Consider the following 13,943-nt stretch of genomic DNA (forward strand, 5'->3'; position numbering starts at 1 on the left):
CCCCCCCCCCCCCCCCCCCCCCCGCCCCCGCTGCCTGGTTTATGGACGGTCGAGATGCGTGGTTTTGTCTTGGTTGCCATGGGAGTCGAGGTCGGATAAGGAAAACCGCCATGCCGCGCACGGGCGGCATGGCGGTCGGCAGGTGAAGCTTACGCGAAGCGGCGTGCTTCGCCGGTGCCGAACAGGTTGCTCACGCAGCGGCCGCACAGGCCCGCGTGCGCGTGGTCGTGGCCGACGTCGCGGCGGTAGTGCCAGCAGCGCTCGCACTTCGGCGCTTCCGATGGCGTCACCTGTACCGCTTCCTCGGCCTCGTTCGCGGCCTGTTCGACCGTCGCCTGCGAGGTGATGAAGACGAATTTCAAATCGTCGTCCAGGCTCGCCAGCAGCGCGTGCCTGGCGCCCGCCGCCTTGATCGTCAGCTCGGCCTGCAGCGACGAACCGATCGCACCCGAGGCACGCACTTCTTCCAGCTGCTTGGTGACGTCGGCACGCACTTCACGCAGGGCGGCGTACTTGGCCAGCAGCGCTTCCGCATCCGGCAGTTCCGGGAAGGTCCACAGGGTCTGCGTGAAGATGGTTTCGTCCGAATCCGCATAGGCTTGCTGGCCCGCGAACACGGCCCAGGCTTCCTCGGCCGTGAAGGACAGCACCGGCGCCATCACGCGCAGCAGGGCGTGCGCGATGTGCCAGAGCGCGGTCTGGGCCGAGCGGCGCGCTTGCGAGTCGACGCCGGTCGTGTACAGGCGGTCCTTGAGGATGTCGAGGTAGAAGCCGCCCAGGTCTTCCGAGCAGTAATTCTGCAGGCGCGAGACGACCGGGTGGAATTCGTAGCGGTCGAAGTGCGCGGCCACGTCCTTCTGCAGCTGCGCCATCGAGGCGATCGCGTAGCGGTCGATCTCCACCATCTCCGCCACCGGCACGGCGTGCTTCGCCGGGTCGAAGTCGGACGTATTCGCCAGCAGGAAGCGCAGCGTGTTCCGGATGCGCCGATACGATTCGGTGACGCGTTTCAGGATCTCTTCGCCGATCGACAGTTCGCCCGTGTAGTCGGTCGAGGCCACCCACAGGCGCAGGATGTCCGCGCCCAGGGTGTCCGAGATCTTCTGCGGCGCCATCGTGTTGCCAAGCGATTTGGACATCTTCTTGCCGTTTTCGTCCACCGTGAAGCCGTGGGTCAGCAGCGCCTTGTACGGCGGCGTACCGTTCAGCATCGAAGAGGTCAGCAGCGACGAGTGGAACCAGCCGCGGTGCTGGTCCGAGCCTTCCAGGTACAGGTCGGCCGGGAAGGTCGACTGTTGCGCGTGCGAGCCGCGCAGCACGGTCTGGTGCGTCGCGCCCGAGTCGAACCAGACGTCGAGCGTGTCCTTGTTCTTCTCATACACGTCGGCGTCGTCGCCCAGCAGCGTGCGCGGGTCGAGTGCCTGCCAGGCGTCGATGCCGTTCTGTTCGATCAGCTTGGCCACCTGCTCCAGCAGCTCTGGGGTACGCGGATGCAATTCTCCGGTTTCCTTGTGGATGAAGAAGGCCATCGGCACGCCCCACTGGCGCTGGCGCGACAGGGTCCAGTCCGGACGGTTCTCGATCATGCCGTGCAGGCGCGCCTGGCCCCAGTCCGGGAAGAACTGGGTCTTGTCGATGCCGGCCAGCGCCGTTTCGCGCAGGGTCGGGCCACCGTCCTTCGGCGTGAGGTCCATGCCGGCGAACCACTGGCTGGTCGCGCGGTAGACGATCGGGGTCTTGTGGCGCCAGCAGTGCATGTAGCTGTGGTCGAACATTTTCAGTTCGAACAGGGCGCCCGCTTCGGTCAGCGCGGCGCAGATCGGCTTGCTGGCTTCCCAGATCGTCAGGCCGCCGAACAGCGGCAGCGAGCTCGCAAAGCGGCCGTCGCCCATGACAGGCTTCAAAATCTCGTCGTCCTTCATGCCGTGCGCCTTGCACGAGATAAAGTCTTCCAGGCCATAGGCCGGCGCCGAGTGGACCACGCCGGTGCCGCTCTCGGTGGTGACGTAGTCGGCCAGGTACATCGGCGACAGGCGGTCATAGAACGGATCGGCGGCGTGCAGCGGATGCTTGAAGCGCAGGCCTTCGAGCTGGGCGCCAAGCGTGGTGGCGATGACCTTGCCTTCGAGTTTATAACGCTGGAGGCAGGACTCGACCAGGTCCTGGGCCAGGATCAGCAGCAGCGGCTCGCCGTTGCGCTCGCTTTGGACGAGGGCGTAGGTCACTTCGGCGTTGACGTTCAGCGCCTGGTTCGACGGGATGGTCCACGGGGTCGTGGTCCAGATCACGATGAAACCGTTCATGGTCGGCAGCGACGGCAGGCCGAAGGCGGCGGCGATCTTCTCTTCTTCGGCGAATTTAAAACCGACGTCGATCGCCGGGTCGCGCTTGTCCTGGTATTCGACTTCCGCTTCAGCTAGGGCCGAGCCGCAGTCGAAGCACCAGTTCACGGGCTTCAGGCCGCGATACACATAACCTTTATCGAGCAGCTTGCCCAGCGCGCGCAACTCGTCGGCCTCGTTACCGTAGGCCATGGTCATGTACGGGTTTTCCCATTCGCCGAGCACACCCAGGCGGATGAAACCGGCGCGCTGGCGGTCGATCTGCTCGAGCGCATAGGCACGCGCCTTCTGCAGTACCTCGGCGGTTGGCAAATTCTTGCCGTACAGTTTTTCGATCTGGATCTCGATCGGCATGCCGTGGCAGTCCCAGCCCGGCACATAGGGCGCGTCGAAGCCGGCCATGGTGCGCGATTTGACGACCATGTCCTTCAGGATCTTGTTGACCGCGTGGCCGAGGTGGATGTCGCCGTTCGCATACGGTGGACCGTCGTGCAGCACGAAGGTCGGACGGCCCTTGGCCGCCTTGCGGATGCGGTGGTAGATCTGCTTGTCCTGCCATTGCTTGACCCAGCCCGGTTCGCGCTTGGCGAGGTCGCCGCGCATCGGGAACGGGGTGTCGGTCATGTTGACCGGGTATTTGCTCGTTGGCTTGCTTTCAGGCTTTTTGGCAGCTTTTTGGGCAGGCGCGTTCTGGACGGGTTTGCTGTTTTCGGACATAAATTTCTTCGGTAAGGGAATGCGGATGTGGCTGCGCCGGGGTAGGGCGCTGGCCGCGCGGGAACGATGCCGTCGCGCGTCAAATTCGGTCGGTGGCGGTCAGGGCGCCGGCGCGGGCCGTGCTGCTATTGGCACTGCGGGGATCGTGCTGCAGCCGGTTGCCGGCGAACCAGGCGCGTGCCTGTTCGGCGTCGCGGTGGATCGCGGCGGTGAGGGTGTCGAGGTCGACGTACTTTTCCTCGTCGCGCAGTTTTTGCAGGAATTCGACGCGCACCAGCTTGCCGTAGCAGGGGCGGTCATAGTCGAAGATGTGCACTTCCAGCAGCATGCGGCCGGCGTCCTCGACCGTGGGACGCACGCCCAGGCTGGCCACCGCCGGCAGGGGCTGGTCGGCCAGGCCGTGGACTTGCACCACGAAGATGCCTTGTACGGCAGGGCGGTGTGCGACCCGCAGGTTCAGGGTTGGGAAGCCGAGGGTGCGGCCGAGCTTGGCGCCATGGATCACGTGGCCCGACATCGCATACGGGTGGCCGAGCAGGGCGCCGGTGGCCTGCAAATCGCCCGCTGCCAGCGCGGCGCGCACGGCGGAGGACGAGATGCGCTGGTCGCCTTCGCGCACGGTGGGCAGGGTCTCGACCTGGAAGCCATGGCGGCGGCCGGCTTCCTTGAGCATCTCGACGTTGCCGGCGCGCTTGGCGCCGTAGCAGAAGTCGTCGCCCACCATCAACCATTTGACGTGCAGGCCGTCGACCAGCACGCGCTGGGTGAAATCCTCGGGCGAAATCGAGGCGAATTGTTCGTTGAAGTGCTCGACGATGACGCGGTCGATGCCGGCCTTGGACAAGTCTTCGAGCTTGTCGCGCAGGTTGGCGATGCGCGCCGGAGCGCGGCTCAGGTCGCCGCTGCGGCGGGCGAAGTATTCGCGCGGGTGGGGCTCGAAGGTCATCACTGCCGCTTCCAGTCCCAGCGCCTGGCTGGCTGCCCGGACGCGCGCCAGCAGGGCCTGGTGGCCACGATGGACACCATCGAAATTGCCGATGGTGAGGGCGCACGGTGCGCGCGCCGCGTCGTTGGGAAGTCCGCGAAATACCTTCATTGGTGGTTCCAGAATGCCCGGCAAGCCTGCCACGCAAGTCGTGGTCAACGCTGCCGCGGGGCGAAAACCTTGATTATACGGTATAGCGTTGCCTGCGTAGGGTGGGCATGCCCACGCGTAATGGTTGCCTGGTGTTGACGCGATTCGCATCGGCGGCGGCAAAAAAAACGCCGCCTGCGAACAGGCGGCGTTTTTGCGAATCGGAAATCGATCGCGAGGCGGCTATCAGGCCAGTGGCTTGTTGATCGCCATGATCCAGTAGCGAGCCAGCTCGGCCGTACCTTCCTTGCCGCTGACGCCCTTCAGGGCGGTGATTGCCTGCTGTTTCTTGCCCGCTGCCGCATAGGCTTCGCCCAGGCGCAGCTTGGCTTCGTCCGGGTAGCGCAGGCCGCCGGCCTTGATGGCGGTTTCCATCATCTTCAGGCCCTTGTCCGCCTGGCCTGCCTGCACCAGGCCGTAACCGAGGGCGACCAGGCCGTCGTTGTCCTTGGCAGCCGTGTATTCGGCTTCCGTGGCAGCGGCATTTTTGTTCTGGTCAGCCAGGTTTTTCTCGGCCAGGTCCTTCAGGCGCTGGTGACGGGCAGCGTCGGGACCGGTGCCCAGGGCGCCAGCCTTGTAGCCCTTGTCGATGATCTTCAGGGCTTCAGCCGGGGCCTTTGCCTGCAGCACGAGCTGCGACATCTCCATGAACTCGCTCGGCTTCTTCAGCAGGCCGTTGGCCAGCTTCAGGCGGTAGAGGTCGACCGACAGGCGGCTCGAGAAGCCAGGCTTGCCTTGCACGCGGTTCAGCAGGTCATTCCAGTACTGGGCTTTCGGGTAGTTCGCCGCCAGCTTTTCGATGGTGTTGACGTAGCCGGCCTTGTCGTTCTTCTTGAGCTGGATGTTGGCGAGCATGCCGAGCATGTCTTCGCTCATGCGGCCGGACTGCTCGGCCTTGTGCAGCTCGGTTTCCAGGGCAGCGATATTGCCCTGCTTGTAATAGTTCTGCAGCAGGTAGGCGCGCAGTTTCGGATCGTCGCCATTCTTGAGCTGGCGCTGGATGGCTTCGTTCGCCTTGTTCAGTTCGCCACCGCGCATGTAGATGCCGATCAGGCCTTCCGAGAACTGGCTGCGTTCGGCTGCGGACAGCTTGCCCGAAGCGATCAGGGCCTCGAAAGCGTCGGCGGCGGTACCGTAGTCGCCGGCCGAGGAAGCGGCGGCAGCGCGCACGCGGTCGATCAGGTAGCTTTCGTTTGGCGTCTTGCCGGGGACCTTGTCCGCTTCGCGCAGTTTTGCCAGGGCGTCCTTGTGCTTGCCCTGTTTCATCAGTGCCTGGGCTTCCTGCAGTCGCTTGCCGATTTCAGGGCGCATCGCTTCCGCCGCATGGGCAGGGGCCAGGCCGACGATGGGCGTTGCAGCGGTAAAACCAAGGGCGGCCAGTGCGAGGCCGAGGTGTGCGAGTCGGAATTTGCTCATTCTATGGAAATCCTTCTTTGAAAATGGACACGGCAGGGAAACCCTGCCGTGTTGGTCAAGTCTGGTGCGGTTACTGGAACTGCTCGTTACCGACCATGCCGATCTTCGTGACGCCGAGACGTTGGGCCGTTGCCATCACACCGGCAACCACCTTGTACTCGACCAGCTTGTTCGGACGCAGGTGCACTTCCGGCTGGTCTGGCTGCGAAGCCACTTCATTCATCTTCGCTTCCAGCGTCGGGCGATCAGGGATTGCCTGGCCGTCCCAGAGGATGGTGCCATCGAAGTCGACGTCGATCGTGACGACGCGCGGCTCTTCAGTCTTTGGCGGTGGGGTACCCACCGGCATGTTCAGATTGACCGCGTGGTTTTGCTTCGGAATCGTGATAATCAACATGATGATCAAGACCAACAGAACGTCGATCAAGGGCGTCATGTTCATTTCCATCATCGGTTCCGGATCGGCTCCTTTGGCGGAGCCTGAACCTACGTTCATACCCATGGTGTTTCCTTTTTTAATGACTGGTGCAAGGTGCGGTGCCGGGGTTGAATCCGGCACCGCGACTGACATTAGTTCTTGTCAGGTGGTTCGATCACGAACCCGACCTTTTGCACACCAGCACGTTGTGCCGTGTAGATCACCCGACCGATTGCCTCGTAACGGGTCGCCTGGTCGCCACGCACCTTGACTGCAGGCTGTGGCAGTTTGACCGACTGCTCCGCAAAGAACTTGAACAATTCGTCCGTGTTCTGGATGCGGCGCTGGTTCCAGTACATCTCGCCGTCTTTGTTGACGGTGATGTTGATGTCTTCCGGCGCGGTCTTGGCAACCTGGTTCGTTTCCGCCGGCAGATTAACCGTCTGCAGCTTCAGCACGACCGGGCTGGTGATCAGGAAGATGATCAGGAGAACCAACATGATGTCGACGAGCGGCGTCGTGTTGATCTCTGACATCACGGCATCATCATCTCCGCTATCGGAGCCGACACTCATTGCCATGATTTATCCAATCTTTTTAGCGCCGGTAGCAGCACGGGCAGCTTCCGAGGTCGACATGGCGCCCGAAACCAGGACCGAGTGCACGTCGGCGCTGAACGAACGGACATCTTCCATTGCCGACTTGTTGCGGCGGACCAGCCAGTTGTAACCCAGAACGGCAGGAACGGCGACGAACAGACCGAAGGCGGTCATGATCAGCGCTTCACCGACTGGACCTGCGACCTTGTCGATCGATGCGTTACCCGACATACCGATGTTGGTCAGTGCGTTGTAGATGCCCCAGACGGTACCGAACAGACCGATGAACGGCGAGGTCGAACCGACGGTTGCCAGGAACGACAGGCCATCCTGCAGGCGCGACTGGACGCGGTCCACGGCGCGCTGAACTTGCATCGTCACCCAGGTCGACAGGTCGATCTGCTCGAGCAGGGCGCCATCGTGGTGCTGGGTTGCCTTGGTGCCGGTTTCAGCGATGAAGCGGAATGGCGAACCTTCTTTCAGCGCAGCCGAACCGGCAGCGATCGAGTTGGCTTTCCAGAACTTCTGCGACACTTCTTTCGACTGGCGCATGATCTTCGACTGGTCGATCAGCTTGGTGATGATGATGTACCACGAGCCCATCGACATCAGCGACAGGATGATGATGGTGCCCTTGTTGACGAAGTCGCCTTCTGCCCACATGGCCGAGAAGCCGTACGGGTTCTTGACTTCTTCTTTTGCACCGGCGGCGGCCGGAGCGGCTGCGCCTTCGGCTGCAGGTGCAGCGGCTGCTGCGTCAGCGGCCGGAGCGGCTGCTGCGTCTGCCGGTGCGGCGGCGGCCGGAGCTGCCTCCTTCGGTGCGTCAGCGAAGGCTGGTGCCGAGACCAGGGCCGATGCCGCCGTAACCGAGAACAGGACAGCCGCCAGGACAGCGGACAAACGGGTATTCTTAAACATGCTTCCTCCAGAAATATAAAAATAGACAGTTCGCTGATCTAAAGACAACGAAAATCACTGTTGTGAGACGATCTTCTGTCTCGGTTATTGGTCCAGCGACCAGACGTACTCGACTGAGGTCCATGCCTGTTCAGGCTGACCGTTGACCATTGCCGGTTTGAAGCGGCACTTGCCAATCGCAGCCTGCGCTGCACGGTCCAGGTCACGCGAGCCACTCGATTTCGCGATCTTGGACTCAACCATCCGGCCGTCGACGCCGATCAGGAACTGAATTACCGACTTGCCTTCTTCTTCGTTACGTGCCGAAGCTTTCGGGTATTCCGGCTTGGCGCAGGTGCTGAAGTCCGCGACTGCAGCGGTACGGCTAGGACCGGCTGGTGCTGCGGCCGGAGCCGGTGGCGCCGGGGGCGCCGGTGGAGCCAGGCTGGTGGTCGGAGGCGGCGTGTTCGTCGCGGCAGAAATCGTGTTCTGCGGCGGCGGCGGCTGCTGCACCTGCACCTCGACCGGCGGAATGAATGGAGGCGGTGGGGCCTTCATTTCCGGCGGTGGCGGCGGTGGAGGAGTCTCCGGTGGCGGCGGTGGCTTCACCTCTTCGATCAACTTCGTTTCCACTGCTTCCTGCACCTTCGAAATCACCTTCGTACCGAGACCATTGATGATCCCCCAGGCGACCAGGACGTGCAACAGGACCACAATGGTGATACCAGTGAGATTCTTCCCCGGTTCCTTCTCATGTGAAAAATTCATGCCTGCTTTCTCCAATACCAACTCTTTTTGTTGCTACTAAACCCTCAAAACACGACGAAAAAACAAGGCCGCATCCGGGACATCGGCGAATTATACCTACGAATTCTTTTTTGCACAGGTATTTTTGAGCCCGGAAAATGGGCCTAAACCCCTGTAAAAACAGGCAATACTGCTCATCCGGACGCACCGCCGCTGTGCAAAAATGCGCAGGAAAATTCTATATAAAATTACAACTTTACAGCTTGCTATGCTCGCACTGTGGAAGATCTTGAAAGAACTAGCCTTTTGCCAAATATTGCATGCCGATTTTGCCGAATGGCAAATATCATATAGTGCAATGCTCAGCTTTTTGCAAACTATAGCCAGTTTTGGCAAACGCGAGCGTTCGCCAGCTAACAGAACTGTAATGACAACGGGGCTGGGAGTATGACTGGAAGTGATGGCATGCCGCTGAGTCGCTATATCTTGACCTGCATCAGCGGGGGAGGGTGCCTCCAGGCAAGATCCGGGGATGGATGCTGCCTGGAGGAGCAGTGACGCACTCGGCGAGTGCGCCGGGGTGCGATCAGCGGTGGCGCTTCTCGCGCCGGCAGTCGAGGAAACTGACGACGTGGCCGGTGGAATCGACCGTTTCGAGCCGGACGTCGAAGCCCCACAGCCGCGCTACGTGCTTGAGCACTTCCTGGGCCTGGCCGTTGAGTGGACGGCGCTGGAACTGGGTATGGCGCAGGGTCAGGGCGCGGTCGTCGCGCGTATTGACTTGCCAGACCTGGATGTTCGGCTCGCGGTTGCCGATGTTGTACTGCTCGGCCAGCTGCTGGCGAACGTAGCGGTAGCCGGCTTCGTCGTGGATGGCGGAGATGGTCAGCTTGTCGCTGCGGTCATCGTCGAGCACGGCGAAGAAGTGGAAGTCGCGGATCAGCTTGGGCGACAGGTACTGGGCGATGAAGCTCTCGTCCTTGAAGTTGCGCATCGCAAAATCGAGCGTCTTGATCCAGTCGCTGCCGGCCATGTCCGGGAACCAGGCCCGGTCTTCCTCGGTCGGGTTCTCGCAGATGCGCCGGATGTCGCTCATCATCGCGAAGCCGAGCGCGTAGGGATTGATGCCGCTGTAATAGGGGCTGGTCGCTGCCGGCTGGTAGACGACGTTGGTATGGCTTTGCAGGAACTCGAGCATGAACCCGTCGCCGACGATGCCCTCTTTATATAGTTCCTGCAGAATCGTGTAATGCCAGAAGGTCGCCCAGCCCTCGTTCATGACCTGGGTCTGGCGCTGCGGATAAAAATACTGCGAGATCTTGCGCGTGATGCGCACCAGTTCGCGCTGCCAGGGTTCGAGCAGCGGTGCGTACTTCTCGATGAAGTACAGCAGGTTTTCCTCGGGCTCGGGCGGGAAGCGCGGCGGCGGGGCGTTGCGTTCTTCTTCCTCGCGCCGCGGGACGGTACGCCACAGGGCGTTCACCTGCGACTGGGCATACTCTTCGCGTTCCTTCTGGCGCGCCGCTTCCTGCGCCACCGAGAGTTTGGCGGGACGTTTATAACGGTCGACCCCGTAGTTCTGGATCGCATGGCAGGAGTCGAGCAGGTCCTCCACCGCATCGATGCCGTAGCGCTGCTCGCACTCGGCGATGTAATTCTTGGCAAACACCATGTAATCGACGATCGCCTCGGCGTCGGTCCAGGTGCGGAACAGGTAATTGCCCTTAAAGAAGGAATTGTGGCCGTAGGCGGCGTGGGCGATGACCAGCGCCTGCATCGTCAGGCTGTTTTCCTCCATCAGGTAGGCGATGCAGGGATCGGAATTGATGACGATCTCGTAGGCCAGGCCCATCTGGCCGCGCTTGTAGCTCTTTTCGGTCGACAGGAAGTGTTTGCCGAAGGACCAGTGGTTATAGGACACCGGCATGCCGACCGAGGTGTAGGCATCCATCATCTGCTCGGCGGTAATGATCTCGAGCTGGTTGGGGTAGGTGTCGAGGCCGAATTTTTTGGCCACGCGGCGAATTTCCTCGTGCGCCTGCTCGATCAGGTCGAAGGTCCACTCCGACTGTTCGGGCAGGGCGCGCGGATTGGTGCGGTCGTCTGGCATATGCGTGCCTATCGGGTTACTTGGGCTGCTTTTTGAACAGCTCGCGGAAGACCGGGTAGATGTCGGCCGGCGTCACGATCTTCTGCATGGCGAAGTTGGCGTGGTGCGCGGCGACCTCGGTGTATTGCTCCCACAGGTTCTGCGGCGGCCCGTCGGTGATTTCGACATAGGTGTAGTACTGCACCTTCGGCATGATGCCGTTGTTCAGTAGCTGCTTGCACAGTACCGAGTCGTTGTCCCAGTTGTCGCCGTCCGAGGCCTGGGCGACGTAGGCGTTCCAGTCGGAACTCGAGTAGCGCTCTGCGATCACCTTCTGCAGCAGGTGCAGGGCCGAGGACACGACGGTGCCGCCGGACTCGCGCGAGTGGAAGAATTCGTCCTCGTCGACTTCGGCCGCGGCCGTGTGGTGGCGGATGAAGACGACGTCGATGCGCTCGTAGACGCGTTTGAGGAAAAGATACAGCAGGATGAAGAAACGCTTGGCGGTGTCCTTGCGCGTTTCGTCCATCGAGCCGGAGACGTCCATGACGCAGAACATCACGGCCTGGGTGCTGGGTTTCGGCACCTTGATGCGGTTGCTGTAGCGCAGGTCGAACGGATCGATGAAGGGAATCGCATTGATGCGCGTATGCAGGTGGTGGATTTTTTTCCTGATCTCGACGACGCGCGGGTCGTCCTCGGGCACCTCGGCGTCGAACAGCGCTTCAAGCTCCTGCTGCAGCTCGCTCGCTGCCCGGCGGCTGGGACCGCCCACCGCGATGCGCCGCCCGAGCGCGCCGCGCAGCGAACGCAGCACGTGGATGTTGGACGGCGTGCCCGACACGTTGTAGCCGGCGCGCTGGGTTTTGAAATCGATCGTCTGCGTGAGCTGGGTCTTGACCATGTTCGGCAGCTCGAGGTCTTCGAAGAAGTAATTCATGAATTCTTCGCGCGAGAGCTCGAAGATGAAATCGTCCTCGCTGGTCTGTTCGCTGTTGCCGGCGCGGCCGCGGCCGGAACCGCCGCCGCCGCTGCGCGGACGGTTGAACTGGTCGCCTTTCTGGTATTCGGTATTGCCAGGGTTAATGGTTTCCCACACGCCGCCATGGGCGTGGCCGAAATGCGGTTCGTTGACGTCCTTGACGGGGATCGAGACTTTTTCGCCGTTCTCGATGTCGGTGATCGAGCGGCCCTTGATCGCGCGGCCGACCGCATCCTTGATTTGCGCCTTGTAGCGGCGCAGGAAGCGTTCACGGTTCACCGCGGACTTGTTCTTGCCCTGCAAGCGTCGGTCGATGAGGTAAGTCAAAACATGCCTCCTGTTAAAACCGCGGCGGACCGCAATCTGCCGCGGTCCCCCTATCTTAATACGCAGCGTGCATAAGCGGGGTGCGCACGTCTGGCAGGGTAGTCGAAATTGCGCCGGAGGGCACGCAACGTACCGTTTTGCGGACGGCCGATGCCGGCAGTCGGGGCGGCGGCCGGCCTACCCATCCGGACGCGCCGCCGGTGCCGCCTGTTACGACGACTTCCTCACACGCAGATACCATTCGCACAGCAGCCGCACCTGCTTGGCCGTATAGCCTTTCTCGACCATGCGGTTGACGAAGTCGGCATGCTTCGTCGCGTCCTCGGCACTTGCCTTGGCGTTGAACGAAATCACCGGCAGCAGTTCCTCCGTATTCGAGAACATTTTCTTCTCGATCACGGTGCGGAACTTTTCGTAGCTGGTCCAGGCCGGATTCTTGCCGCCGTTGGTCGCCCGGGCCCGCAAGCCGAAGTTGACGATCTCGTTGCGGAAATCCTTCGGATTCGAGATGCCTGCCGGCTTCTCGATCTTTTCCAGCTCGGCGTTGAGCGATTCGCGATCGAAACTCTCGCCGGTGTCCGGATCGCGGAATTCCTGGTCCTGGATCCAGAAGTCGGCAAAGGTCACATAACGGTCGAAAATGTTCTGGCCGTATTCCGAATAGCTTTCCAGATAGGCGGTCTGGATTTCCTTGCCGATGAAGTCGACATAGCGCTGCGCCAGGTGTTCCTTGATATACGAGTGGTAGCGCTGTTCGAGTTCGGGCGGGAACTGCTCGCGCTCGATCTGCTGCTCCAGTACATACAGCAGGTGCACCGGATTGGCCGCCACTTCGGTATTGTCGAAGTTGAAGACTTTCGACAGGATCTTGAAGGCAAAGCGCGTCGACAAGCCGTTCATGCCTTCGTCCACGCCGGCATAGTCGACATATTCGTGCAGCGACTTGGCTTTCGGATCGGTGTCCTTCAGGTTCTCGCCGTCGTAGACCAGCATCTTCGAATAGATGCTCGAATTTTCCGGATCCTTCAGGCGCGACAGGATCGCGAACTGCGCCATCATGCGCAGCGTGCCCGGCGCGCAGGGCGCCTTCTCGAGCGAGGAGTTGCGCACCAACTTATCGTAAATCTTGATCTCGTCGGAAATGCGCAGGCAGTACGGCACCTTCACGATATAGATCCGGTCGAGGAATGCCTCGTTGTTGCGGTTGTTGCGGAAGGTCTTCCACTCCGACTCGTTCGAGTGCGCCAGGATGATGCCCTCGAAAGGAATCGCGCCGAAGCCCTCGGTGCCCTTGTAATTGCCTTCCTGGGTGGCCGTCAGCAAGGGGTGCAGCACTTTGATCGGGGCCTTGAACATCTCGACGAATTCCATCAGGCCCTGGTTCGCCAGGCACAGGCCGCCGGAATAGCTGTAGGCGTCCGGATCGTCCTGCGAATAATCCTCGAGCTTGCGGATGTCGACCTTGCCGACCAGCGAGGAGATGTCCTGGTTGTTCTCGTCGCCCGGCTCGGTCTTCGAGATGGCGACTTGTTTCAGGATCGAAGGGTAGCGCTTGACGACGCGGAACTTGTTGATGTCGCCGCCGAACTCGTGCAGGCGTTTGACCGCCCACGGGCTCGGGATCGAGCGCAGGTAGCGGCGCGGGATGCCGTAGTCTTCTTCCAGGATGACGCCGTCCTCGTCCTCGTTGAAGAGGCCGAGCGGCGATTCGTTCACGGGCGAACCCTTGATCGCGTAAAAGGGCACTTGCTCCATCAAGTGTTTCAGCTTTTCCGCGATCGACGACTTGCCGCCGCCGACCGGGCCCAGCAGATACAGGATCTGCTTGCGTTCTTCCAGCCCCTGCGCGGCGTGGCGGAAGTAGGAGACGACCTGTTCGATCACTTCCTCCATGCCGTAGAACTCGCGGAAGGCGGGATAGACCTTGATGACCTTGTTGGCAAAGATGCGCGACATGCGCGGATCGAGCCGGGTATCGACGAGCTGCGGCTCACCGATCGCAGCGAGCATGCGCTCCGGCGCGCTGGCATAGGTCAGCGGGTCTTTCTTACAGAGAGCAAGATATTCGGACAGGGAATATTCTTCTTCACGGGTACGCTCGTAACGGGCTGCGTAGTTGTCAAAAATGGTCATGTGCATGTCCTTTAGTTTGCTAACAACGATCACTGTCACGATGGACGGCCTGCAGCCGGCCACCAAAGCCCCGATTTTCTTGGCGTAGATACGGGAGCGCGATGAACCATTAGACGTCGGATTGCTGGCGTGTGCTGCACG

At 61.4% G+C, this 13,943-nt stretch carries 10 protein-coding genes; all 10 read right to left on the reverse strand.

All coding sequences use genetic code 11. The features are described from left to right. Window positions 1–149 precede the first annotated feature (149 nt). The 10 genes from ileS to ACI48I_RS03520 all read right to left on the reverse strand — a co-directional run bounded on the left by ileS (window position 150) and on the right by ACI48I_RS03520 (window position 13,802). On the reverse strand, window positions 150–3,059 hold the full coding sequence (ileS, locus tag ACI48I_RS03475) for an isoleucine--tRNA ligase (protein WP_498573345.1): 2,910 nt from the start codon (window positions 3,057–3,059) through the stop codon (window positions 150–152). A gap of 79 nt (window positions 3,060–3,138) precedes the next feature. Beyond that, complete coding sequence (locus tag ACI48I_RS03480) at window positions 3,139–4,155, reverse strand: bifunctional riboflavin kinase/FAD synthetase (protein ID WP_193688655.1); 1,017 nt, start codon at window positions 4,153–4,155, stop codon at window positions 3,139–3,141. 225 nt (window positions 4,156–4,380) lie between these two features. Beyond that, window positions 4,381–5,610, reverse strand: coding sequence for a tetratricopeptide repeat protein (locus ACI48I_RS03485; protein WP_193688656.1), 1,230 nt, complete (start codon window positions 5,608–5,610; stop codon window positions 4,381–4,383). Between the two features lie 70 nt (window positions 5,611–5,680). Continuing rightward, window positions 5,681–6,112, reverse strand: coding sequence for an ExbD/TolR family protein (locus tag ACI48I_RS03490; RefSeq protein ID WP_193688657.1), 432 nt, complete (start codon window positions 6,110–6,112; stop codon window positions 5,681–5,683). A 68-nt stretch (window positions 6,113–6,180) separates the two neighbouring features. After that, a complete protein-coding gene (locus ACI48I_RS03495; RefSeq protein ID WP_193688658.1) occupies window positions 6,181–6,609 on the reverse strand; it encodes an ExbD/TolR family protein in 429 nt (142 codons plus the stop codon). 3 nt (window positions 6,610–6,612) lie between these two features. Further along, complete coding sequence (locus ACI48I_RS03500) at window positions 6,613–7,545, reverse strand: MotA/TolQ/ExbB proton channel family protein (RefSeq protein WP_227496702.1); 933 nt, start codon at window positions 7,543–7,545, stop codon at window positions 6,613–6,615. Between the two features lie 84 nt (window positions 7,546–7,629). After that, window positions 7,630–8,307, reverse strand: a complete 678-nt coding sequence (locus ACI48I_RS03505) for an energy transducer TonB (protein WP_498573346.1) — start codon at window positions 8,305–8,307, stop codon at window positions 7,630–7,632. 550 nt (window positions 8,308–8,857) lie between these two features. Continuing rightward, on the reverse strand, window positions 8,858–10,381 hold the full coding sequence (locus tag ACI48I_RS03510; protein ID WP_193688660.1) for a SpoVR family protein: 1,524 nt from the start codon (window positions 10,379–10,381) through the stop codon (window positions 8,858–8,860). Between the two features lie 16 nt (window positions 10,382–10,397). After that, window positions 10,398–11,669 carry a YeaH/YhbH family protein gene (locus tag ACI48I_RS03515; RefSeq protein ID WP_193688661.1) on the reverse strand — a complete coding sequence of 424 codons (1,272 nt, stop codon included), beginning with the start codon at window positions 11,667–11,669 and terminating at the stop codon, window positions 10,398–10,400. Window positions 11,670–11,879: 210 nt separating this feature from the next. Beyond that, a complete protein-coding gene (locus ACI48I_RS03520) occupies window positions 11,880–13,802 on the reverse strand; it encodes a PrkA family serine protein kinase (protein ID WP_193688662.1) in 1,923 nt (640 codons plus the stop codon). Window positions 13,803–13,943: the final 141 nt, after the last annotated feature.

The organism is Massilia sp. LXY-5, assembly GCF_059801075.1.